The organism is Nonomuraea sp. IBHARD001, assembly GCF_056106265.1.
Genome location: NZ_JBWBBW010000002.1, coordinates 4,089,114 through 4,111,085, shown reverse-complemented (window position 1 = coordinate 4,111,085; position 21,972 = coordinate 4,089,114). Strand labels below are relative to the sequence as shown.

Here is a 21,972-nt window from a genome sequence, read left to right as displayed (position 1 = left end):
GTATGACGATCTCCCCCAACAGTGGCACAGGACCAGGTTCGATCGCTCCCGACGGCTCCCCCGTCGAACTGTTCGCCCTCATCGAGGCCGTTGAGGAACCCGGCGTCATCGCGTCGGCCGTACCCGAGGGCGCGACCCTGCTCGAACTCGGCGCGGGCGTCGGCCGCGTCACCCATCCGCTCGTCGAGCGCGGCTTCCAGGTCGTCGCGGTGGACGAGTCGGCCGACATGCTGGCCCACATCCGGGGCGCCGAGACCGTCGAGGCCGACATCCTCGCACTGGACCTCGGCAGGCGTTTCGACGGTGTGATCCTGGCGTCGTTCTTCGCCAACTACCCGCCCGCCGAACGGCGTCGCTCGTTCCTGAGCGCGTGCACCAGGCACGTCTCGCCCGACGGTGTGGTGCTGATCCAGTGGATGCCGCCCGAGGCGCACGACCGGTGGGAGGTCACCGGGCACGTCAGGACCGAGGGCGACCTCACGGTGGAGATGACCGAGCTCACCAAGCCCGGCCCCTCGCTCTACTACTGCACGCTGAGGTACACGCTGGGCGAGCGCGTGTGGACCCAGTCGTTCTCCTCCGAACGGCTGACCGACGACGACCTGGCCGCCGAACTGGACGCGACCGGCCTGCGGCTCGACCGTTTCCTGACCGACGACCGCACCTGGGTCGCGGCCGTGCCCGCCTGAGAGTCCGCCGGGCTCAGGGGCCCGTCCAGGTCTGGGGCGGGCCCTCCTGGGGCGGGCCGCCCTGAGGACGGATCACCGGAGGCTGCCCGCCCTGCGGCCGGGGGTCGTGGGGCGGCGGGCTCTGGTACGGCGGCTGGTTGTCGGAGGGCCTCGGCGCGTACTGCTGGTGCCCTGCCTGGAAGGGCGCGCTGCCGTACGGAGGCGGGGGCGGGCCGGTGGGGAACACGTGCTGGGAGACGGCGGCGGTGCGGGTGACCGGCGCCCGCCAGCGGTCGGGGAACAGGGCGGGCACGACCAGCAGCACCCCGATGACGAGGAAGACCCCGGTGAGAGCGCCCGTGGAGGATCCGTGGCCCCTGAGGAACTCGGGCACGACCGAGCCCTCAAGCCCCACGCCCACCTGGACCAGCCAGAGCCCCTGCACCGCGAACATCGGCAGGCAGGCCACCAGCCCGGCCAGCGGCGACAGCCACCGCCACGCGACGACCACACCGGTCAGCGCCGCGGCCAGGCCCATCACCGCGTAGCCGCCCCAGGAGAGCCTGAACGTCCGCATCACGTCGCTGACGAGTTCGAGCCCCCAGGCGAACAGCAGGTACAGCACCGGCGCGAGCACCACCCCGACGGCCAGCCCGATGAGGTGGCGTGCTCCATTCGACATTGCCTGCTCCTCGGCTCGACGCGTGTCGTCCATCTCGCCGAGTGATCCTGACATGCCCGCACCCGGGAGGCCAGAGCGGGTGCGGCGGAACGTGCGGCGCTTAGGATCGTCGGCGTGGACCTTCGCGGTCGTGGTGGTGTCATCCCCGGTGCGGTCGCATTCCGACGCCCTGCGGCGCTTCCCCGGCTCCGGCGAGGCGGTAGGGGCCGTACCCGCCCGGGTGCACGGGCGCGAGATCCTCAGGCGGATGGCCGGGCGCCGATGCTCCTGACGATGGTCACGACCGTGCTGATCGCGGCGGCGTAGGGCGGCTTCGACGACGCGCTGGTGACGATATGCGTTGATCTCGGGAATGTCGCCGGTTTCCGATAGCCTGCCGCAACGCGGACTCGATGGGAGGTGGGCGGTGGCGCCGGACGTGCCGGGCTACGAGATGCTCGGCCTGCTCGGCCAGGGCGGCTTCGGTGTCGTCTACCGGGCCAGGCAGCTCGCGGTCGGCCGCGAGGTCGCACTCAAGGTGGACAACCGGGTGCTGCTGTCCGAACGCGACAGGCGCAGGTTCATGCGCGAGGTCACGGCCGCCGGAGCGCTGTCGGGCCATCCGCACGTCGCCCACGTCTACGACGCGGGCGTGCTGGCCGACGGGCGGCCGTTCATGGTGCTGGAGCTGTGTCCCGGCGGTTCGCTCGCCGACCGGCTGCGCGCGGGCACCCTGCCCGCCGCCGAGGCACGCGACGTCGGAGTCAAGATCGCGGACGCGCTCGCCGCCGCGCACGACGCCGGGGTGCTGCACCGTGACGTCAAACCGGCCAACATCCTCATCAACCGCTACGGCAATGTGGCGCTGTCGGACTTCGGCCTGGCCACCGACCCCTCGCCCGGCAGCGAGGCGTCGGTCACCCGCGAGTCGCTGACCCCGGCCTACGCGCCGCCCGAGGCGTTCGAGCTGACCGAGCCGACCGCGACCGGCGACGTCTACGCGCTGGCCGCGACCGTCTACGCGCTGATGTCGGGCCGCCCGCCGCGTTTCCCCGCGACCGGCGTGCCGAACCTGGCCATGATCATGGCCTTCCACCGTCTTCCCGTGCCCGACATCGCCGGGGTGCCGACGGCCCTGACCGACGTCCTGCGCCGCGCCCTCACCACCGAGCCCGCCCACCGCACCCGCTCCGCCAGGGCCCTGCGCGACGAACTGGCCGCGGCCGACCTGTCCGGCGCCGTCGGGCTGCCCGCGGGCCCCGGCTCCGGTGGGCGGCAGCCCGGCGGCCCGGAGGCGCACAGCGGCGCCTGGGTCCAGGGCGGCGGCGCGGCCGGGCACAGCGGGCCGATGGGCGGGGCCCCGGCACACGGCGGTCCGATGGGATCGGGCCCGGCACACGGCGGGCAGAGTGCGGCGCACGGCCACACCGGGCCTCAGGCTCACGCCATGCCGACCGACGCCCGAGGCGTGCACTCCGCCCCCACCGGCCCTTCCGGCCACTCCCCCGCAGGCCACCCCGGTTCGGGCCCCTACCCAGGCGTCCCAGGCTCGGGCCCCTACCCCGGCGCCCCCGGCTCCGGCCCACAGCCCCCTCCGTACCAGCCCGCCGTACACCCCCAGCACGGCAGGCCCCAGCAGTACGGCGGGCAGCGGCCGGCCGTGCCGCCGGGCAAGACGCCCCCGCCTGCCGGGGTGTCCTCGCGGGTCTACCTGGCGGTGATGGGCGCCTTCCTGGTGCTGCTGGCCTCAGGCGTGGCCCTGATGCTGCTCGACGGGCGCTGAGATGGGCCGCCGATGAGCGAGGACCTCGACGCACTCGAACGGCGTATCGACACGCTCAGGGCGGCCGTGCGCAGGGCGGCGAAGGCCAGGGACACGGCGCTCGCCAGGCGGCTGCGGGTGGACCTGCGCGCGGCCGAACAGGCCTGGGACGAGCTGGTCGCCGAGCCCGAACCGCCCGGCCCGCCGCAGCCCGCCGCCCGCACCACGCCGGTCAGGGAGCAGGCCCACCAGGCGCTGTGCCTGCTCGGGGTGCCGTCGGCCGGACGCCTGGTGGTGGCCGTACAGGAGGCGTTCTACGCCGGGACGCTGCGCAGCCGCCAGCTGACCAGCCTGCGCAGGGACGAGGAGCGCTCGTTCAGACGCGCCCCGTACGGCAGGCCGTACTACCTGTGTGCCACGCTCACCGACCGGCTGTCCCCGGCCAGGGGGCTGCTCTCGCTCAGCACGTGGGAGCAGCCGCGCCGGGTGGTCGGGCCGCTGAGCCTCAGGGTGGACTTCCTCAGGGCGGCGATCGCGGTGTCGGGGCGGCTCGCCGAGTGCCCCGAGCCGGGCGGCGGCGAACGGCTGCTGACCAGGATGGCACGTACCATCCCGGGAGCCGCCGACCGATCGGGCCCCTGCGACCCGGCCAGGGTGGCCGAGGCCGCCGAGGAAGAACTACGCGTGCACGAACGGGCCGACACCGCCACCCGTACGGCCATCGCCGCACGGGCCCGCGAACAGCTCGAAGACGGCGCACAACTGTTCGGCGCCGCTACGCTGGGTGACGCCGCGAGGAAGGAGGGCTCCGGGTGAGCCGGCTGGACGCACTGCGGGGCACGACCCCCGCCCGACCGCACGACGCCCGCGCGATCGCCGCGCTCGCCGCCAATCCGGGATGCGCGCGCCGCGCCCTGCTCGACGCCTCGGGCGTCGACAAGGACGGAGCGGCCAGGCATCTGGGCTTCCCCGCGCCGTTCGGGCAGTCGCCCTTCGCCATCACGCGCGGCAACGCCTTCGAGGCGCTGGTCAAGGACAACGGCTGTGCCGAGCTGTTGCGGATGCTGCGCGAGCTGCTCGGCCTGCCGATCCCGCTGGTGGCCTACCACGACGTCGACAGCGTCGGCGCGCACCTGCGCCACGCCCACACGCGCACGCTCATCGACAGGGCCGCGCGTGAGGAGGACGACGCGGGCACGCTGCACGACCATCCGCTGCTCAGCCTGACGATCGCCGGGCACGTCGCCTACCTGGAGCCCGATGTGGTGGCCTTCCGGCTCGGCGGCATGTTCCACATCGTGGAGATCAAGTCGTTCGCCGTCGTGGACGGCCAGGCCGAGCCCGCCTCCGTCGCCGGCGCCGCCAGGCAGGCCGCCGTCTACGTGCTGGCCCTGCGCGAGATGCTGACCGACCTCGGCCACGACCCGCTGCGCGTCTCGCACGAGGTGATCCTCGTCTGCCCCGAGAACTTCGCCAACCGCCCGGTCGCCACCCTCGTCGACGTCCGCAGGCAGCTGGCCGTGCTCAAGCGGCAGCTCACCCGGATGACCGGAGTCGACGCGCTGCTCGCCGACCTGCCCGAGGGCCTGTCGTTCGACCTGCTGCCCGACGACGACGGCCGGCCCTCGCGCCCGCCGGGCGAGCTGTCGCAGGCGCTGCGCAGGGTCGAGGCACGCTACGCGCCCGACTGCCTTTCGACCTGCGACCTGTGCTTCTTCTGCCGCGACGAGGCCAGGCACGAGGGCTCGACCGACGTGCTCGGCCGCAGTGTGCGCGACGAGCTCGGCGGGGTGGCCTCGATGGAGGAGGCGCTGGCCCTGGCCGAGGGCTCACGCGCGCCCGCGCCCGGCCAGGAGGAGATCGCCGGACTGCTGCGCGCGGCCGAGCGGCTCAGGGGAGAATGCCTGACGTGAGCCTGCTGACCTCGCTGGCCCGGCTCAGGGCGATCAAGGAGGGCCGCGCCCAGCCGATCACCACGGTCAGGCACTGCCATGTGGCCGAGCGGCCGATGGTGTTCATCCCGCTGAAGCTGTCGGGCGAGGCCGCGGCCCCGCTGGCCGCCATGCTCGGCACCGACCGCGACCGGCCGCAGCTGCTGGTCGTGCTGCAGCCGCGCAACCGCGACCAGCGTTTCGCCTTCGCCGAGGAGCTGGCCGGGCTGCTGCTGCCCTACCTCGACGCCTTCCTCGGCGACACCGAGAAGGTCGAACGCAAGAACGCCGACCCCTACGAGCGCACGCTCGACGCGCCGCAGCTGGTGCTGCCCAACGCGGCGGGCGTGGGGTTCACCCGGCTCGTCGGGCGCTCGACGCGCTTCCGGCGCGCGGACGGGCCCTATCCGGTGCACGCGAGCGTGCCGCTGCTGGGGCGCTGGCTGACGTACTTCGCCGAGCGGGCCGCCCATCCTGGTTCGTCGCTGACGCTGGCCGCGACCGAGGAGCTCGGCCGCCACTGGGCCAGCGGGCAGAGCGGCTTCGAGGACGCCAATCTGGCGGCGCTGCTCGGCTGGATCACCGAGGGCCCGCAGGCCGCCGCCGACGCCGAGGACCCACTGCTGTGGCCGCCCGCCGGGCCCGCGACCGATCCCGGTTTCGACGCCGAGGTGCTGGCCCCCGCGATGGAGTCGGGCACGCCCGAGCGCGTCGCCGAGGCCCTGCGCGGGCAGCTCGAACCCACGTGGCGCTGCGTGTGGCAGGCGCTCGACCTGCTGCGCGCGCTGACGCCGGGGGCGAGCGTCGCCCAGCGCTGGGAATTCGACAGGGGCTCCTTCAGCGACATGGCGTTGAAGATCGCCGAGGGGGCGCCGCCGCAGGCCAGGCGCGACGGCGCGGTCGCCGCGGCCTCCCGGCTGGCCCGGATGGAGCGCGCCCAGGCCTCCTACGACGTGCAGCGCGCCTACGACGACCCGCTGGTGATGGCCGAGCTCCGCCTGACCGGCGAGGCGTTCGCCGGCACGGTCGTCGAGCGCGACCTGGAGCACGCCGAGGGCGAGGGCCGTTCGCGCAAGCTGCGGCCGATCGTCGTCGTGCGCACCGAGGACGCCCCTCGTCTCGCGCCCGGTGTCACGCTGGGCTCGCCCGGACGCAAGGGGCATGCGGCCCAGGTGGTGAGCATCGTCGGCGGCGTCGTCACCCTCAAGGTGACCAAGGGCATGGGCAGGGGGAGGACTCCGGCACCCGGCGCCGTGCCCGAGATCGGCGAGCGCATCTGCTACAGCTCGCTGACCGACGACTTCCAGGGCGCCGCCGCGCTGCCCGAACGCGAGTTCACGCCGTGGACGCACGGCGGTCCGCCGCAGGAGTACGTTCCCAGCGACGGCGACGCGCAGGAGGACTGGTCGTAGTGCAGGACCCGGAGCTGGTCATCAGGGCGGTGCTCGCCGACCTGCCCAGGCACAGGGGCGTGGTCGTCGACTCACCGCCGGGCGCGGGCAAGTCCACCCTGGTCGTACGCGCCGCGGCGCACCTGGCCGCGACCGGCGACCCGCTGATGATCGTGGCCCAGACCAACGAGCAGGTCGACGACCTGGTCGAGCGGATCGCCGACGGGCATCCCGGGCTGAGCGTGGGACGGCTGTCGGCGAGCGGCTACATCGCGCCCAAACGCCTGCTCGACCTGCCGAGCGTCACGGTCGGCACCAGGATCGAGGACCTCAACGACCCGGCGATCGTCATCGCCACCTCCGACAAGTGGGCCTGGATCGCCGGGCGCACGTGGCCGTGGGCGATCGTCGACGAGGCCTACCAGATGCGCTCGGACAAGCTGCTGCGCATCGCCGGGCTGTTCGAACGCGCGCTGTTCGTGGGCGATCCCGGGCAGCTCGACCCGTTCTCGATCGTCGACGGCGACCGGTGGGCCGGACTGTCGTGGGATCCGCTGCAGAGTGCGGTCTCGGTGCTGCTCCGCCACAACCCCGACCTGCCGGTGCACCGCCTGCCCGTCTCCTGGCGGCTGCCCGCGTCGGCCGCTCCGGTGGTGTCGCAGGCGTTCTATCCGTTCACCGGGTTCAGGTCCGGCACCGGGCCCGGCGAGCGCTCGATGGAGCTGACCACCGCAGGGATGGGCACCTCCTACGACCTGGCCCTTGAGGAGGCGGCCAGGTCGGGCTGGGCGCTGTACGAACTGCCCTCCAGGCACACCGTGCGCACCGACGCCGAGGCCGTACAGGCGGTGGCCCTGCTGGCGGAGCGGCTGCTGCAACGCGCGCCCGTCGCGCGGTCCGAGCGCGGCGAGAGCGCCGTCGGCGCGGGCCGGATCGCGATCGGCGCCGCGCACCGCGACCAGGTCGCCGCGATCAGGAACGCGGGCGTGCCCGCCGAGATCACCGTCGACACCGCCAACCGGCTGCAGGGACGCGAGTACGACGTGACGATCGTGCTGCACCCGCTGTCGGGCCGCAGGGACGCCACCGCCTTCCACCTGGAGTCAGGCAGGCTCTGCGTGCTGACCTCCCGCCATCGGCACGCGTGCGTGGTGGTGGCCAGGTCGGGCATCCCCGAGCTGCTGGACGCCCATCCCTCGGCCGAAGGCGTGCGGCTCGGGGTGCCGGTCAAGTTCCCCGACGGGTGGGAGGCCAATCAGTCGGTGCTCGCCCACCTGGCCGAGCATCGGATCGTGCCCGGCGGGCGCGGCTGAGCGTTAGGATCGGACTGTCGTGGCGACCGAGTGAGTCAGGTCCTCTGTTGAATCTCGAGACGACGAGTTTCGTCGGCCGCAGGCACGAGCTGGCCGACCTCGCACAGCTGATCAGGCAGGAGCGCCTGATCACGCTCACAGGTGTGGGCGGCGTGGGCAAGAGCAGGCTGGCGATGCGCGCCGCGGCCCGGCACGACGGGCTGGTCGCGGTCGCCGACCTGTCGGCGCTCACCGACCCCGCCATGCTGCCCGGCGCCGTGGCCGAGGCCGTCGGACTGTGCGACCAGAGTGCGCGCCCGCAGCTCGACGCGCTGATCGAGGGGCTGAAGGGCCGGGCGCTGCTGCTGGTGCTCGACTCCTGCGAGCAGGTCGCCGACTCGTGCGCGATGCTGGTGCAGCTGCTGCTCGGCTGCGCGCCCGGCCTGCGCGTGCTGGCCACCTCGCGCCAGGCGCTGGACGTGCCGGGCGAGCTGGTCTACGAGGTGCGTCCGCTGCCGCTGCCCGGTCCGGGCGAGCACGGCTGCGACGCCGTCGATCTGCTGGTGGACCGGGCTGGGCGTCCCGAGCTCGCCGCGACGAGCGGGCAGGCGCTCGCCCGGGTGTGCGAGCGGCTCGACGGGATTCCGCTGGCGATCGAGCTGGCCGCGATCCAGCTCACCGTGATGTCGCCCGAGCGGCTGGTGACGGCGCTCGGCGACAGGTTCCAGCTGCTGCGCCGCCGTGCCGACGGCGCGCTGCCGCGCCATCGCACGCTGCGGGCGGCGATCGGCTGGAGCCACGAGCTGTGCGACCCCGACGAGCGGCTGGTGTGGGCCAGGCTCTCGGTGTTCGCCGGAGGGTTCGACCTGGCGGCGGCCGTCTATGTGTGCGGCGACGAGCACCTGCCCGCGCACGAGGTGGACCTGCTGCTGGCCAGGCTGCGGTCGCGTTCGCTGCTGACGTGCGACGGCGAGGGGCGCTACCGCATGCTCGCCACCGTGGCCGAGTTCGGCGCCGAGTGGCTGTGCGCGCTCGGCGAGCAGGAGGCGATCAGGCGCAGGCACCGCGACTTCTACCTGCGCAGGGCCCGCCAGGGCGAGCAGGCGTGGTCGGGCCGCGACCAGGTCGAATGGCGCACCCGGCTGACCCGGGACCTGGCCGACCTGCGGGCCGCGCTCGACTACAGCCTCGCCGATCCAGGCGAGCAGCACGCGGGCCTGGTGATGGCGGGCACGCTGTGGTATTTCTGGGCCGCCTGCGGCCGGATGCGCGAAGGCCGCCACTACCTCGACCTGGCGCTGTCGCTGGCCGCCGAGCCGAGCGCGGCCAGGACCAAGGCGCAGTGGGTGTGCGGCTGGATCGCCGTCATGCAGGGCGACCTGGCCCACGCCACGACCAGGGCCGTGCGCTGCCACGACGACGCCGAGGCCCAGCACGACGCCACCGCCGTGGCCTACGCCACCCAGGTGGCGGGCGCCGCGGCCTTCTTCGCCGGTGACGTGACGACGGCGCTGCTGCAGTTCGGCGCCTCCACCTCCTACCACCGGGCCAACGGCGAGCTGAACCCCGGCCTGCTGCTCGGCCTGCCGCAGCTGGCGATGGCGCACCTGGTCTCGGGCGAGCTGGAGCGGGCCCGGCACGTGCTGCTGGAGTGCCTGGCGATCTGCGACGACGCCGGGGAGCTGTGGGCCAGGTCCTACGCCGGTTACGTGCTGGGGGTGGTGGAGTTCGCCTCGGGCGACCTGACGCAGGCGTGGGCGCATGCCAGGGTGGCCCTGCGGGTCAAGCGGCTCTTCCACGACGTCACCGGTGGCGTCATGTGTCTGGAGCTGCTGGCCTGGGCCGCCGCCGGGCAGGGCGACGCCGCACGCGGCGCCAGGCTGCTGGGCGCGGCGCAGTCGATCTGGCGCTCGTTCGGGCTGCCGCTGTTCGGCTCGCCGTTCTACTCGGCCGAGCACACCGCGTGCGAGCAGGCCGCACGCACGGCCCTGGGCGAAAGCGGCTACGACACGGCCTTCGCCGAGGGGGCGGCCCTGTCCTACGACGACGCCATCGCCTACACGCTGGGCGAGTGGCGCGGCCCCCTCAACTGGGCGACCTCACCGTCCTGAGGGCGTCGCCAGCCGGGCGCGCCATACGTCGATGACCATGATGCGGCGCATGCCGGACGAGGTGTAGAGGCCGAGGGCCGGTGTGGTGTTGTTGGCGTCGACGTGGAGGATCGTCCCCTTGCGGCCACGCGCGGCGTCCAGGGCGAACGCATGGCGCAGCAGCAGCTTGCCGAGCCCTCGTCCACGGTGATCGGGAAGTACGGCGAGCGTCGCCACGTAGCCGCAGTCCTCGTCGGGCAGGAACTGGTTGTTGCCCAGCGCCATGGCCACGGGCTCGCCGCCGGCCCAGGCGACGGTGAGCTGCGACCAGTCGGTGATGCTCTGCGCGGCACGCCGTTCGTACCAGCCGTCGAAGTCGACCGAGACGAACCCGAAGTGCGCCGCGAACGCGCCCTGCTGCACGGCGTGGGCCGCGCGCAGCACCTCGGGGTCGTCGCCCGAGCGCAGGGTGATGCCGTCGGGCGGCGCGGGCGGCTCGAACGGGCCGTCGTGGTCGATGCGCATGCGGTGGAAGCTGGTGCCGGGCGTGAACCCTCTGGCCTCGGCCTCCTCCCGCTTGGGCTCGTCCTCGCGGTACACGCCCATGTCGACGGTCACGGCGGGGTGCCCGCGCTCGGCGCCGAGCTCCCGGGCACGCTGGAGCACCAGGTCCCACAGCTGTTCGCCCACCTGGTCGACGCCGGGCCTGACGATCACCTCGGCGTCGATCTGGTCGCTGTCGCCCTTGCGGCAGGCCCAGGCCCAGCCGACCAGCACGCCGAGGTCGTCGTGGACCAGCCAGGCGTCCTTGCCGATGTCGAAGCCGGGCTCGGTGAGCTCGTCGGCGACGTCGTCGAGCGTGCAGTCGGGCTGCCCGATCGCGGCCAGGTCGTAGGCCGAGATCAGCTCGTGGATGGCCGGGGCGTCCTCGACGACGGGTCTGCGCAAGTCCATGCCGAGCATTGTCATCCTCGCGCGGCTTGGGCGCCTCTTATTTTTCTGCCGCCAGTCCTATGTAGGGTGGGGGGGTGCAGCAAGAGCGGATGCCGTTGCGGATCACAGTGGACAACCCCGACCCCGCGACCGTCCATCTCGCGCTGAGCGGCGACCTCGACTACGACACGGCCAAGGAGTTGTCGGCCTTGGCCCACACGGGTCTGTTCGGTCCAGGCAGCCGCTCGCTCGAGGCGGACCTGTCGGGGTTGTCGTTCGTCGACTCCTCCGGGCTGGCCGCGCTCATCCTGCTCTACAACGAGGCCAAGGGCCGCGACGCCGTGTTCAGCGTGATCGCGCTCACGCCCTATCTGCGCAGGCTGCTGGCGATGACGGCGCTGGACCGGCTGTTCAACGTGCCTCCAGGGCAGGGATGAGCGAGTCCAGCAGCCTCCTGGCCTCCGCGCCGCCGCCGTAGTAGCCGTAGGCGCGGGTGATGCCGCGGTCGCGCAGGTCGCCGGTGAGACGGTCGCAGAGCGCCTGCTGCGCCGCACGTCCCAGCGGGCCGGGCGCGGCGAAAAGGTGAACGCAGCCGAACATGTCGGGTTCGGGGTAGTGCAGGCTCACCTCCATACCGGCCACCACGTCGCCCGCCTCGATCCCACCCGGCCGTCCCGACGGCATGATCTCCCTGTCGTGCTGCCCGGCGACGCGCACCCGCACTCCCCCGTCCTCTGCGGCCAGCACGAGGTAGGTCACCCGGTCCTCACCGCACGGCGCGTCCCTGAAGTGCGTCCCCGCGCACACCGGATCCCAGTGGCGGGCGTACCTGATGAGCGAGGCCGCCAGGTCGGGATGGGAGGCGGCCCACACGTCGTCGAAGAGCACCCACGGCTGCAGGCCGTCGTCCGCCGAGCCGATCGACACGCGCATGACGTGCTCCCCGGCCTCGACCGGGAACTCGTCGGCGTCGGGGTCGTCGCCGAGCAGGTCGAGGGCGGCCTGGTGCGTGCCGACGTCGTCGAGCAGATCGGGGTCGTCGTGGCCGGGCCAGCGCCTGCACCGGGCGAGCGCGGCGGCGAGGTCGTGCTCCCCCGGTGCGGTGAGCGCCTTCAGCACGCGTAGCCGGGTCGGCCAGTCCTCGCCGCCGGCGGCCCTGAGCGCGTCGGCCAGGCCGGGCAGGCGCGTGCCGGGCAGCGCCCAGGTCTCGTCCTGGCCGACGCTCTCGTGCGCGCCGTCGAACCCGAACATCACCCCGTACGTCGTCCCCTCGCCCGGCGCGGGCGCCAGGTTCAGCACGGGCATCGGCGGGGTGAAGGCGGCGGCGGGCCCGGTGGTCTTCGGCAGCGGCCCCTCGTGCGCCGCGAAGGCCCACCGGGCCGGATCGGCCGCAACGGCCGCGTCGTCCACCAGGTAGAGGGCCACCTGGTGGCTGGTGCTCTCCCACAACACCCGCAGGCTGACGTCGTCGGCGTTGCACTGGGTGAGGTCGTTCAGGTCCCTGCGTACGATCGCGCACACCTGGGCCATGCTCTCCGGCCTGGGGCCGCCCTTCTCGAACAGGACGCCGAGGTCGGCCGGTCCGGTGTCGGCCCAGGCCTCGTCGGAGGTGCCGGGCTCCTCGCGCCACATCCGGTGCACCCATTCCAGCACCGTGGGCTCGGGCAGGCGTCGTACGGACTTGGCCAGGGGGCCCTCGTCCCAGGAACGGTAGATCAGGTACACGGCAGACCGCTTTCACTCGTCACGCGCAGTTCGGGTGACGATATCCCGGTCAGACAAGGAGCAGAACGGCGATTCCGAGTGTGAAGTCCAGTACCGCGCAGAACTCCGCCATCGACCGCACCACCACCTTGTCCGCCCGCAGCAGCACCACGTCGAGCACCGCGTGTCCGATGAGCCCGGCCGCGACGAGGTACCCGCCGATCTCGGGCGACACCGACACGGCGAGCAGCGCGACTCCCCCGAACACCACCATGGCGGGCACCTGCACGGCCGCCGGCCCCCACCGCCCGGCCGTTCCGCCCACGACCCCGAGCACCAGCAGTGTGCCCGCGCTCGCGACCAGGGCGGGCCACGGATCGGCGTCCAGCACCCGGAACACCGTCACCGCCACCACCGACACCCCGAACAGCACCCACACCACCCCGGGCCTGCCGAGTACGGCGGTGCCGAGATAGATGAGCGCCGCGAGGAACACGATCATCGCCTGCCCCGTCCCGTCCCCCATGTCCAGCGCGGAGACGACCATGAACGCCAGCCCGCACAGGGTCGGCCACCGATGCCCGACGGCGGCGACGAGGGAGCGCTTGGACGAGGACGCGACGCGCGTGTGCGATGTGTCAGCCATGCGGCGACCATCTCCGACGCGACGACTCCCCGCCCAGATCCCTCCTCCTGTACGTCCGAAATCCTGGGATACCTGTCCGAGCGGCTCTCGGCGTACTAGGGTCGGCCTCGTGAACGAGCGCCAGATCGCGGTGGTCGGATACGACAACGCCGAGCTGATCGACATCGCCTGTGTCACCACCAGCCTGGGCATGGCCAACCAGATGGGCGCGCTGACCGACCCCTACCGCCTGCGCGTGCTCACCCCCGGCGGCAGGCCGATCTCCTTCCCCACCGGCCTGACGCTGCAGGGCGGCGATGCGCTGGAGCGTGCGGTCGGGCCGTTCGACACCGTGCTCGTGTCGGGCGGCTGGGGGCACGAGCAGGCCGCCGCCGATCCGGTCATCGTGGCGCACGTACGGCGGATCGCCAGGGAGAGCAGGCGGGTGGCGTCGGTGTGCACGGGGGCGAGCATCCTGGCGGCGGCGGGGCTGCTGGACGGGCATCGGGTGACCACGCACTGGCGTTATGCGGGGCTGCTGGCCGCCAGGCATCCGGCGGTGCGGGTCGACCCGGATCCGATCTACATCCGCGAGGGCAATCTGGCGACGTCGGCGGGGGTGACCAGCGCCCTGGACCTGTCGATGGCGCTGATCGAGGAGGACCACGGGCCGGAGCTGGCCAGGACGGTGGCCCGCGACCTGGTGATCTACCTGCAGCGGCCGGGCAACCAGGCGCAGATGAGTATGTTCACCGCGCCCGCCCCGCCGGGCAACCCCGTGGTGCGCCAGGTGGTCGGCCACATCGCCTCCCACCTCGACGGCGACCTGTCCACCGCCGCACTGGCCAAGGGCGCGGGCGTCAGCGCCAGGCACCTGACCCGCCTGTTCCTGGCCGACCTCGACCGGACGCCGGGCCACTACGTGCGTCACGCCAGGCTGGAGGCCGCCGCCCACCTGCTGACCGGCACCGCGCTGCCGATGCCGGCGGTGGCCGCCCGCTGCGGCTTCGGCTCGGCCGAGACCCTGCGCCAGGCCTTCACCGCCAGGTACGGCGTCGCCCCCTCGCGCTACCGTGCGCGGCTCAGCTCGACCCGGGGGTGATGGCGAAGTTGTCGCGGAAGACGTTGCCGGGGTCGTAGCGCCGCTTCAGCTCACGCAGCCGCCGCAGGGTGGCGGGCGGGAAGGCGTCGTCGAGGCGTTCGGGCCGCCGGTCGGTCTCGAAGCTGGTGTACAGGCCGGACAGATGCGGGCTCAGCCCCTCCCAGGCCAGGTCCAGACTGCTCCGGCCCGATCCGAACGCGACGACGGAGAACCCGGCCGACCGATGGGCGTACGCCGTGGCCTCGGGTGCGACGTCGGCCACGGCGCCGCCGACCGAGCGGATCTGGAAGAAGTGCGTGCGCCCGCTCATGATCAGCTCGGCCGCCGCCTCGGCGAACCCGGGCGTGATGTGCGTGGCGAACCCGGACCTGGTGACCGGCTCCCCCTGCCCGTCGTGCACGGCGGGCCCGGTGTGGACGAGCACGTCGTAGGGCATGATCTGCACCGCGTGCCGCAGCAACGGCCCGGCGCCCGCCAGGGGCTGCAGCCGCTCCACGACGGTCTCCGGATCGGCCGAGTCGACCACCGCCATGACCTGGGCGATCGGCGGCTGCCCGGGGCGTGGCGGGCCCATGATGAGGAAGCTGGTCAGCTCGCGTGGCGCCGCCTCGACCGCGGCTCCCCAGCGCCGCAGGAAGCCCGCGGCGTCGCTCGCGTCGAAGACGAGCTGGGCGAATCCCACCTGGCCCACCTCGTCGGCCTCGAACTCGAACGACACGGCCGCGCCGAAGTTGGCCCCGGCCCCGCGCACGGCCCAGAACAGGTCGGCGTCGTGCTCGTCGCTAGCGCGTACCAGGCTGCCGTCGGCCAGGACGACGTCGACGGCGCGCAGGTGGTCGATGGTCAGGCCGTGCTCGCGTACCAGCCAGCCGATGCCGCCTGCGGTGGCCAGGCCGCCCACGCCGACACCACCGTAGTCGCCCGAGGTGATCGCCCAGCCGTACGGGGCGAGGGCTTCGGCGACCTCGCCCCAGCGGGCGCCGGGCCCGACGCGGACCCGGCGGGTGGCCCGGTCGAGCACCTCGACGGTGTTGAGCGCCGACAGGTCGACGACGATGCCGCCCCTGTTGGTCGAACGGCCGCTGATGCCGTGACCGCCGCTGCGCAGCGACATCTTCACCGGCTGGGTCCTGGCGTAGCCGATCGCCTGCGCCACCTCTACGGCGTCACGCGGGCGCAGCACCAGGCCGGGCGCGCCGCCGCGCATGTAGGTGGAGCGTACGGAGGCGTAGGCGGCGGCGCCGGGCTCGACGGCGCGTTCGCGCAGCGCTTCGGGCACGGCGTCGTAGTCGATGTCCTGGTGGCGGCGGGAGCGCAGGAGCAGGCTGGGCACCTCGCGCTCGTCGGTGCCCCGGGCGGCGCGGTCGGCGGCGACGGCCTCGCGCACGGCCGGAGCCACCTCGGCCGCGAAGCTCCGCAGCCGGTCGGGGTCGTCGGTGGCCAGGATGAACGTGCTGACCCCTTCGTTCACGGCCAGGCCGGTCAGCTCCTCGCTCCATCGGGCGGCGGGGCCGTACGGGCCGGTGATGTTGGCCAGGCGGCGGATCTCGCGCGGGTCGCGCCCGGCCGCTCGGGCGGCCTCGTCGATGACGGCGTTGCCCGCGCTCAGCTCGCCGGGCTTCATCCGGCTCAGCGAGGGCAGCCAGCCGTCGGCCGATCGTGCGATGAGCCGCAGCATCCTCGGCCCGCGTGCGCCGATCCAGATCGGGATGGTGTGGGCGGGGGCGGGGCCGCGCTGGGCTCCGGCGAGGCTGTAGTGGTCGCCGTCGAGGGTCACCGGATCGCGGTCGGCGGCCGACCAGATGCCCCGGACGACGTCGAGCGCCTCGCCCAGCGCCCGCACGCTCTGGCCGGGGGTGAGCCGCCTGCCGCCCATGGCCTCGATGGCCTCCCAGAAGGCTCCGGCGCCGATGCCGAGCTCGAAACGCCCGCCGGACAGCAGGTCGAGCCCGGCGGCGGCCCTGGCGAGCACGGCCGGAGGGCGCAGCGGCAGGTTGAGCACGTTGGCCGACAGGTGCACGCGCTCGGTGGCGGCGGCGACGTAGGACAGCAGCGTCCAGGTGTCGAGGAAGGCGGGCTGGTAGGGATGGTCCTGGAAGGTGACCAGGTCGTAGCCGAGCTCCTCGCTCAGCCTGGCCAGCTCGACCGGCGCCTGCGGCCGGTCGCTCGACGGGGTGAGGAAGACGCCGAACCTGAGCCGATGCCCGTAGTCCACGCCCGTCACCTGCCTTCGGCCCGGCCGCGCTCGGCCGCGACGAGCTCGCGCAGGGCCGGTGCGACCTCCTGGCCGAAGATGTGCAGGGCGGCGGGGTCGTCACCGGCGAGGATGTAGCCGGAGAAGCCGTAGACCAGGGTGAGGGCGGCGAGCTGCTCGACCCACTGCTCGGGCGGTCCGGTGAGGAAGCCTTCGCCCGCCCGGCCGAACCTGCCGCCGATGTTGAGCAGCCTGCGTACGGCCGACGGCTCGCGTCCGGCCTCGGTCGCGGCGGCGTCGATGGCGGCGTTGCTCTGCTCGATCTGCTCGATGCCGCCCGGCAGGTAGGACAGCGAGGGCAGCCAGCCGTCGGCCTTGGCGCCGGTCAGCGCGAGCATCCTCGGCTTGTACGCGCCGAGCCAGATGCCGATGTCGTGGGCCGGGGCGGGGCCGCGCTTGGCTCCGTCGACCTGGTAGAACTCGCCGTCGACACGCAGTCTGGCCTTGGCGCCCACGTCCCAGATGCCGCGCACGACGTCGATGGCCTCGCTCAGCGCCCTGACGCCCTGGGCCGGGGTCAGCCGCCTGCCGCCCATGGCCTCGATGGCGTCCCAGAAGCCGCCCGCGCCCAGGCCGAGCTCGAATCGCCCGCCGGACAGCAGGTCGAGGCTGGCGGCGGCCCTGGCCACGACGGCCGGGGGGCGCAGCGGCAGGTTGAGCACGTTGGCCGACAGGTGCACGCGCTCGGTCTTGGCCGCCGCGTACGACAGCAGGGTCCAGGTGTCGAGAAAACCCGCCTGGTACGGGTGGTCCTGGAAGGTCACCAGGTCGAGCCCGGCCGCCTCCGAGGCACGCGCCAGGTCCACGACCTGCTGCGGCGCACTGTTGTCTGGAGTGATGAACGACCCGAAGAGCAGGTCGTGGCCGTAGTCGGGCATGCCTCCGCCTTCCCCATGAACGCTGTACGACAGATGAGTTGTCGCACAAACTATATTTACGCCAGATGTTTTGTCGAACAGCGCTTGTCTGGGTAATATTTCGCCATGAGCGGCACATCGACGGACGACTTCGGCTGGCATCTCGGCGCGCTGCTCGCCGCCTACCAGGGATCGGTCTCGCCGCTGCTGGGCGAGCTGCCGCACGGCATGCGCGGCTACCAGATCCTGTCCACGGTGGTGCACGGCGAGCCGCCCACCCAGGCCGCCCTGGCCGCCCACCTCGGCATCGACCGCACGGTGATGACCTACGTGATCGACGACCTGGCCGCCGCAGGTCTGGTCGAACGCCAGGTCAACCCCGCCGACCGGCGCGCCAGGAAGATCGCCGCCACCGCCGGGGGCGCCGCCGCGCTGACCGCCCTCCAGACCCGGGTACGGCAGGCGGAGGACAGCCTGCTGGGCGGCCTCGACGACGGACAGCGCGTGCTGTTTCGCGATCTGCTCCGCCGTGTCGCCTGTCATGTGCGCGACATCGACCCCGACGCCGACCTGTGCACGGTGGCCTCACACCTGCTGCCCTGAGGCCCGGCTCGGTGGCCGCGGTCAAGGGGTGACACCGGTGAACCCGGCTGCCTACGCGTTGATGTGGTACGACCGCAGATGCCCGCACATACCGAGACGTTCGGAGTGCGCCCCCTCCGACACCCCCGAGGCGGCCAGCAGCTCGATGCCGCCCTCGGCCAGTTGGTCGATGCGCACGCCGGTCCGCTCGGCCTGGGCCAGAGCCTGCGAACGCCACATCTCCCGCCACTGCCTCAGCCGAGGCGAGACGAGCGCGACGGCCAGCGCGTGCAGGTCGGCCAGGGCGCCCGGCCCCTGGGCCAGCACCCGGTTGCGCCAGAACTCGAACCCGGCCACCGCCAGGTCCCTGCGCCTGATGGCACCCGCCTCGTCGACGGGCTGGGCCGCCGCCCTGCCGTAGGCCTGACGGGAGGCGAGCACCTCGGCCGGGAAGGTCATCACCGCGTCGCCCGCCTCGGGCAGGCCCGCGTTCTCCATGACGACGAGGATCTCCAGCTCGCCCCGCACCCGGTGCACCGCGCCGGGCGTGAACCAGTGCACGGTGCCCTTGGCGAGCTGGTGCTCGCGGTAGCCCTGGCCGCTGAGCGTTTCCAGCGTGCCCGATCCGTCGAGCACCACGTAGCCCTCGGTGGAGGCCGTGTGCAGGTGGGGTGAGCCGCCGCACTCGTAGGGGCGCAGATGGGCGATGCCCACCGCGCCGGGGAAGCCGCCGTCGCCATCGATCACGCGAGGACCGTAGTCGATCAGTAGCTTCCCCCGCCACACACTGACGGTCCTGGTTTCTGTTGTTTTCAGCCAGGTGTGCGAGTCGTCGGCGGCTCCGGCTCAGCCCGCCGCCGCGACCTCCTTCTCCACCGCGCTCTCGCCGCCACGCAGCGGGATCTCCTTGACGAACCACGCCAGCACCGGCACCAGCGCCGCGAACAGGATCGCCCACCAGAAGATGCCCGAGATGGCCGAGGCGAGCGACTCCAGGAAACCGGCCTTGACCTGCGGCGGCATCTGGGCGAGCGCGGCGGGGTCGACCCGGCCGCCGCCCTCGGCGATCTGCGTGCCCGCCGGGCCGAGCCGGTCCTCGAGGCCGGACAGCAGCCGGTTGTTGAAGATCGCGCCGAACAGCGAGACGCCGAACGAACCGCCGATCGACCGGAAGAAGGTCGAGGCGCTGCTGGCGACGCCGAGGTCCTTCTGCTCGACGCTGTTCTGGGCGATGAGCATCGTGGTCTGCATGAGGAAGCCCATGCCGAGACCGAGCACGGCGATGTAGACGCCGGTCTGCCACGCGGGTGTGTCCACGCCCATGAGCGACAGCAGCCACATGCCGAGCGCCATGCCGACGCCGCCCAGGATGGGATAGATCCGGTACTTGCCGGTATTGGTGATCGCCTTGCCCACGAAGATGGACACGACCATCGCCGCCGCCATCATCGGCAGCAGCAGCAGGCCCGAGTTGGTGGCGCTGGCGCCCTGCACGGTCTGCTGGAACAGCGGCAGGAAGTTGATCGCGCCGAACATCGCGAACCCGAGCAGGAAGCCGATCAGCGAGATCAGCGTGAAGTTGCGGTTGCGGAACAGCTCCAGCGGCATCATCGGCTCGGCCGCACGCCGCTCGACCGGCACGAACAGCGCCAGCGAGACGACCGCGAGCGCGGCGAGCCCGAGGATCTGCGGGGAGCCCCAGTCGTACTCGTTGCCGCCCCACGTGGTGATGAGCACGAGCGCGGTGATGCCGACCGACAGCAGGATCGCGCCCAGCCAGTCGATCCTGGCCTCGGAGCGCAACTTGGGCAGCTTGAGCTTCAGCGCCAGCAGGATCAGCGCGACCGCGCCGATCGGCAGGTTGACGTAGAAGGCCCAGCGCCAGTTCAGATGGTCGGTGATGAAGCCGCCGACCAGCGGGCCCGCGATCATCGCGAGCGCCATCACCCCGGCCATCATGCCCTGGTACGTGCCGCGCTCACGCGGGGGCACCAGGTCGCCGATGATGGCCATGGCGTTGACCATGAGGCCACCCGCGCCGAGGCCCTGAAGGGCGCGGAAGGCGATGAGCTCGCCCATGCCGCCGTCGGGGCCGCCGAACAGCTCCGAGCCCGCCATGCCGCACAGCACCGAGCCGACCATGAAGATGACGATGGAGACCATGAAGATGGTCTTGCGGCCGTAGAGGTCGCCGATCTTGCCCCAGATCGGGGTCGACACCGTGGTGCCCAGCACGTAGGCGGTCACCACCCAGGACAGGTGGGTCAGGCCGCCGAGCTCGCCGACGATGCGCGGCATCGCCGTACCGACGATCATGTTGTCCAGCATCGCGAGGATCATCGCGAGCATGAGGCCAGGCAGGACCACCATGACCTCTGGCCGCCTGACGGGTTTCTCGGCCACGGCATACCCCCTTCCGACTTACTTGCCGACCGGCAAGCAAGTGCATACGCTAAAGTCCGTACTTACCGGCCGTCAAGTCAGATTAAGGATCCCCATGCGTGAGGACACCAGGAGCCGCATTCAGGAGATCGCCCTGGAGCTCTTCACCGAGCAGGGATACGAGGCCACCTCGCTGCGGGAGATCGCCGAGCGGCTCCATGTGACGAAGGCCGCACTCTACTACCATTTCAAGACCAAGGAAGACATCGTGACGAGCCTCGCGATGAGGCGCGTGCAGGAGATCCAGGACCTGGTCGACTGGGCCCGCAAGCAGGAGCCCGGGCCGGGGACCCGCAGGGAGATCCTGCACCGCTACTCAGCGAACCTGGCCCACTCCCATCACCACGAGATCATGCGCTTCCTCGAGCGCAACCAGACCGCGCTGCGCGACCATCCCACGATCACCACGATGCGTCAGACGATGGTGGAGCTGGCCGACTGCCTCAGCGACGACGACGACCCGATGCCGGTGCGCCTGCGCCGTTCGATGGCGCTGTTCACCCTGCACGCGGGCATGTGGCTGCTGTCGACGAAGAACCTGCCTGAGGACGAGGCACGCGCCGTCGTCTTCGAGACCGCCCTGGCCATACTCGGGGACTGAACACCTCTCCCGGCACCCCGTGCGACCTGCGATGCGATTGGGACGACCTGTACGGGGAACGGGCCAGGTACTCGAGACCTGAGGAGTGAGCGTGGAAGCGAGCATCGCCCTACGACTTCCAAGGGACGCGGCCAGCGTGCCCGTGATCCGTCAGATGCTGGACGGCACACTACGCTCGCTCGGCGTGGAGCCACAGATCCGTGACGACATTCAGTTGATGTTGTCCGAGGCGTGCTCCAATGTGATCAGACACGCCGGGCCGAGCGACGACTACACGGTGAGCGCCACCGTGGTCGACGACCAGTGTGTGATCAAGGTGGTGGACACGGGGACCGGTTTCGACCCCCACGGTGTGCCCGAGCGGGCCGCGCCCCATGCCGAGCACGGCCGGGGGCTGCAGATCATGCGGGCACTGGCCGACGACGTGCGTTTCACCAACCGCACCGAGCAGGGGGCGGTGGTCTGCCTGGAGAAGCGCCTGCGCTTTCTGGCCGACGCGCCCGGCAGGCACCTGATGTCGATGTCCGTGCACACCTGACGACGCACACCTGACGACATGAGGAGAAGGGGGCACAGGGACATCTCGTCCCTGTGCCCCCTTCGCGCTGTCTCGGCGGTCTCGGCGGTCTCAGCGGGGAGTGCCGCTGCGCGGCCGTGCCGCTCCCGCGCGTGCGCCGGACCCGGCCGGCCTTTCGGCCTGCTGGGCCGCGGCTGCCGCCGCCTGCCTGCGGGCCTCGGCCTGCCTGCGGACCTCCGCCTCCGTGCGTGGTCTCGGCACCCGCACACCGCGGGGCACCACCGGCCGTGCGACGCCCTGGGGGCGCGCCGCCTCGGGCACGGGGTCCGCGCCCGGCTCGGCCCGCTCGGCCTGTTCAGCCCGCGCGCGCACCTTCGCCCTGCGCGAGACGCGCTCGCGGCCGGTCAGCCCCAGCAGTACGCCGAGCACGACCATCACCACCACCGAGATCACCACAATGGCCACCGTGATCAGCCCCAACACGACCAGCACCGTGCCGACCGTACTGATCAGCGTCCACATCACTCAACACCTCCGCCCGTCGTCCAAAGCCATGCCAC

At 72.5% G+C, this 21,972-nt stretch carries 21 protein-coding genes and 1 pseudogene; 13 read left to right on the top strand and 9 right to left on the bottom strand.

What is annotated here, in order from left to right:
- Positions 1-2: 2 nt before the first annotated feature.
- Entirely contained in the window at positions 3-689 is a 687-nt protein-coding gene (locus ACTWNK_RS20730; RefSeq protein ID WP_474306032.1) for a class I SAM-dependent methyltransferase, read from the top strand.
- Positions 690-702: 13 nt separating this feature from the next.
- Here the strand turns inward: ACTWNK_RS20730 and ACTWNK_RS20725 are convergent, their stop codons facing one another.
- A complete protein-coding gene (locus ACTWNK_RS20725) occupies positions 703-1,350 on the bottom strand; it encodes a hypothetical protein (protein WP_474306031.1) in 648 nt (215 codons plus the stop codon).
- A 130-nt stretch (positions 1,351-1,480) separates the two neighbouring features.
- On the opposite strand from ACTWNK_RS20725, the gene ACTWNK_RS20720 reads away from it, so the two are divergent.
- The 7 genes from ACTWNK_RS20720 (at position 1,481) to ACTWNK_RS20690 (ending at position 9,816) form a co-directional block, all read left to right on the top strand.
- Complete coding sequence (locus ACTWNK_RS20720; RefSeq protein WP_474306030.1) at positions 1,481-1,621, top strand: hypothetical protein; 141 nt, start codon at positions 1,481-1,483, stop codon at positions 1,619-1,621.
- Between the two features lie 135 nt (positions 1,622-1,756).
- On the top strand, positions 1,757-3,112 hold the full coding sequence (locus ACTWNK_RS20715; protein WP_474306029.1) for a serine/threonine-protein kinase: 1,356 nt from the start codon (positions 1,757-1,759) through the stop codon (positions 3,110-3,112).
- A 12-nt stretch (positions 3,113-3,124) separates the two neighbouring features.
- Complete coding sequence (locus tag ACTWNK_RS20710) at positions 3,125-3,907, top strand: hypothetical protein (RefSeq protein WP_474306028.1); 783 nt, start codon at positions 3,125-3,127, stop codon at positions 3,905-3,907.
- Positions 3,904-5,004 (top strand): hypothetical protein, encoded by a 1,101-nt coding sequence (locus ACTWNK_RS20705; protein ID WP_474306027.1) that lies wholly within the window; start codon positions 3,904-3,906, stop codon positions 5,002-5,004. Before ACTWNK_RS20710 ends, ACTWNK_RS20705 begins: the two co-directional genes overlap by 4 nt.
- A complete protein-coding gene (locus ACTWNK_RS20700) occupies positions 5,001-6,434 on the top strand; it encodes a hypothetical protein (protein WP_474306026.1) in 1,434 nt (477 codons plus the stop codon). Before ACTWNK_RS20705 ends, ACTWNK_RS20700 begins: the two co-directional genes overlap by 4 nt.
- A complete protein-coding gene (locus ACTWNK_RS20695) occupies positions 6,434-7,726 on the top strand; it encodes an AAA family ATPase (protein WP_474306025.1) in 1,293 nt (430 codons plus the stop codon). Before ACTWNK_RS20700 ends, ACTWNK_RS20695 begins: the two co-directional genes overlap by 1 nt.
- Before the next feature lie 47 nt (positions 7,727-7,773).
- On the top strand, positions 7,774-9,816 hold the full coding sequence (locus ACTWNK_RS20690) for an ATP-binding protein (protein ID WP_474306024.1): 2,043 nt from the start codon (positions 7,774-7,776) through the stop codon (positions 9,814-9,816).
- On the opposite strand, the gene ACTWNK_RS20685 is transcribed toward ACTWNK_RS20690, so the two are convergent.
- On the bottom strand, positions 9,805-10,749 hold the full coding sequence (locus ACTWNK_RS20685) for a GNAT family N-acetyltransferase (protein ID WP_474306023.1): 945 nt from the start codon (positions 10,747-10,749) through the stop codon (positions 9,805-9,807). The two genes, ACTWNK_RS20690 and ACTWNK_RS20685, sit on opposite strands and share 12 nt — an antisense overlap.
- A 74-nt stretch (positions 10,750-10,823) precedes the next feature.
- Between ACTWNK_RS20685 and ACTWNK_RS20680 the strand changes: the two genes are divergently transcribed.
- A complete protein-coding gene (locus tag ACTWNK_RS20680; RefSeq protein WP_474306022.1) occupies positions 10,824-11,165 on the top strand; it encodes an STAS domain-containing protein in 342 nt (113 codons plus the stop codon).
- Here the strand turns inward: ACTWNK_RS20680 and ACTWNK_RS20675 are convergent.
- A complete protein-coding gene (locus ACTWNK_RS20675; RefSeq protein ID WP_474306021.1) occupies positions 11,140-12,453 on the bottom strand; it encodes a hypothetical protein in 1,314 nt (437 codons plus the stop codon). The genes ACTWNK_RS20680 and ACTWNK_RS20675 overlap by 26 nt on opposite strands.
- A 49-nt stretch (positions 12,454-12,502) precedes the next feature.
- Complete coding sequence (locus ACTWNK_RS20670; protein ID WP_474306020.1) at positions 12,503-13,078, bottom strand: hypothetical protein; 576 nt, start codon at positions 13,076-13,078, stop codon at positions 12,503-12,505.
- 109 nt (positions 13,079-13,187) lie between these two features.
- Here ACTWNK_RS20670 and ACTWNK_RS20665 point away from each other — a divergent pair, with 109 nt between their 5' ends.
- Complete coding sequence (locus ACTWNK_RS20665) at positions 13,188-14,159, top strand: GlxA family transcriptional regulator (RefSeq protein WP_474306019.1); 972 nt, start codon at positions 13,188-13,190, stop codon at positions 14,157-14,159.
- Here ACTWNK_RS20665 and ACTWNK_RS20660 read toward each other — a convergent pair.
- Together ACTWNK_RS20660 and ACTWNK_RS20655 are read right to left on the bottom strand one after the other, a co-directional pair.
- On the bottom strand, positions 14,140-16,374 hold the full coding sequence (locus ACTWNK_RS20660) for an LLM class flavin-dependent oxidoreductase (protein ID WP_474306018.1): 2,235 nt from the start codon (positions 16,372-16,374) through the stop codon (positions 14,140-14,142). The two genes, ACTWNK_RS20665 and ACTWNK_RS20660, sit on opposite strands and share 20 nt — an antisense overlap.
- Positions 16,375-16,394: 20 nt before the next feature.
- A pseudogene (locus tag ACTWNK_RS20655) lies at positions 16,395-17,291 on the bottom strand (LLM class flavin-dependent oxidoreductase); the annotation flags it as partial.
- 105 nt (positions 17,292-17,396) lie between these two features.
- Here ACTWNK_RS20655 and ACTWNK_RS20650 point away from each other — a divergent pair.
- Positions 17,397-17,873 (top strand): MarR family winged helix-turn-helix transcriptional regulator, encoded by a 477-nt coding sequence (locus ACTWNK_RS20650; RefSeq protein ID WP_474306017.1) that lies wholly within the window; start codon positions 17,397-17,399, stop codon positions 17,871-17,873.
- A gap of 51 nt (positions 17,874-17,924) precedes the next feature.
- On the opposite strand, the gene ACTWNK_RS20645 is transcribed toward ACTWNK_RS20650, so the two are convergent.
- Both ACTWNK_RS20645 and ACTWNK_RS20640 read right to left on the bottom strand, forming a co-directional pair.
- The gene (locus tag ACTWNK_RS20645) at positions 17,925-18,599 is read right to left on the bottom strand and encodes a cupin domain-containing protein (protein WP_474306016.1); all 675 of its coding nucleotides are present in this window, start codon (positions 18,597-18,599) and stop codon (positions 17,925-17,927) included.
- 99 nt (positions 18,600-18,698) lie between these two features.
- Positions 18,699-20,255 carry an MDR family MFS transporter gene (locus tag ACTWNK_RS20640; RefSeq protein ID WP_474306015.1) on the bottom strand — a complete coding sequence of 519 codons (1,557 nt, stop codon included), beginning with the start codon at positions 20,253-20,255 and terminating at the stop codon, positions 18,699-18,701.
- 94 nt (positions 20,256-20,349) lie between these two features.
- Here ACTWNK_RS20640 and ACTWNK_RS20635 point away from each other — a divergent pair, with 94 nt between their 5' ends.
- Positions 20,350-20,895 (top strand): TetR/AcrR family transcriptional regulator, encoded by a 546-nt coding sequence (locus ACTWNK_RS20635; protein WP_474306014.1) that lies wholly within the window; start codon positions 20,350-20,352, stop codon positions 20,893-20,895.
- An 85-nt stretch (positions 20,896-20,980) separates the two neighbouring features.
- Entirely contained in the window at positions 20,981-21,433 is a 453-nt protein-coding gene (locus ACTWNK_RS20630; protein WP_474306013.1) for an ATP-binding protein, read from the top strand.
- 90 nt (positions 21,434-21,523) lie between these two features.
- On the opposite strand, the gene ACTWNK_RS20625 is transcribed toward ACTWNK_RS20630, so the two are convergent.
- On the bottom strand, positions 21,524-21,934 hold the full coding sequence (locus tag ACTWNK_RS20625; protein ID WP_474306012.1) for a hypothetical protein: 411 nt from the start codon (positions 21,932-21,934) through the stop codon (positions 21,524-21,526).
- Between the last annotated feature and the right edge of the window lie 38 nt (positions 21,935-21,972).

Bases quoted from the DNA above. Each gene is read 5' to 3' on its own strand.
- ACTWNK_RS20730 (WP_474306032.1), top strand. From the start codon at position 3: ATGACGATCTCCCCCAACAGTGGCACAGGACCAGGTTCGATCGCTCCC.
- ACTWNK_RS20725 (WP_474306031.1), bottom strand. From the start codon at position 1,350: ATGTCGAATGGAGCACGCCACCTCATCGGGCTGGCCGTCGGGGTGGTG.
- ACTWNK_RS20710 (WP_474306028.1), top strand. From the start codon at position 3,125: ATGAGCGAGGACCTCGACGCACTCGAACGGCGTATCGACACGCTCAGG.
- ACTWNK_RS20685 (WP_474306023.1), bottom strand. From the start codon at position 10,749: ATGGACTTGCGCAGACCCGTCGTCGAGGACGCCCCGGCCATCCACGAG.
- ACTWNK_RS20670 (WP_474306020.1), bottom strand. From the start codon at position 13,078: ATGGCTGACACATCGCACACGCGCGTCGCGTCCTCGTCCAAGCGCTCC.
- ACTWNK_RS20650 (WP_474306017.1), top strand. From the start codon at position 17,397: ATGAGCGGCACATCGACGGACGACTTCGGCTGGCATCTCGGCGCGCTG.
- ACTWNK_RS20635 (WP_474306014.1), top strand. From the start codon at position 20,350: ATGCGTGAGGACACCAGGAGCCGCATTCAGGAGATCGCCCTGGAGCTC.
- ACTWNK_RS20625 (WP_474306012.1), bottom strand. From the start codon at position 21,934: ATGTGGACGCTGATCAGTACGGTCGGCACGGTGCTGGTCGTGTTGGGG.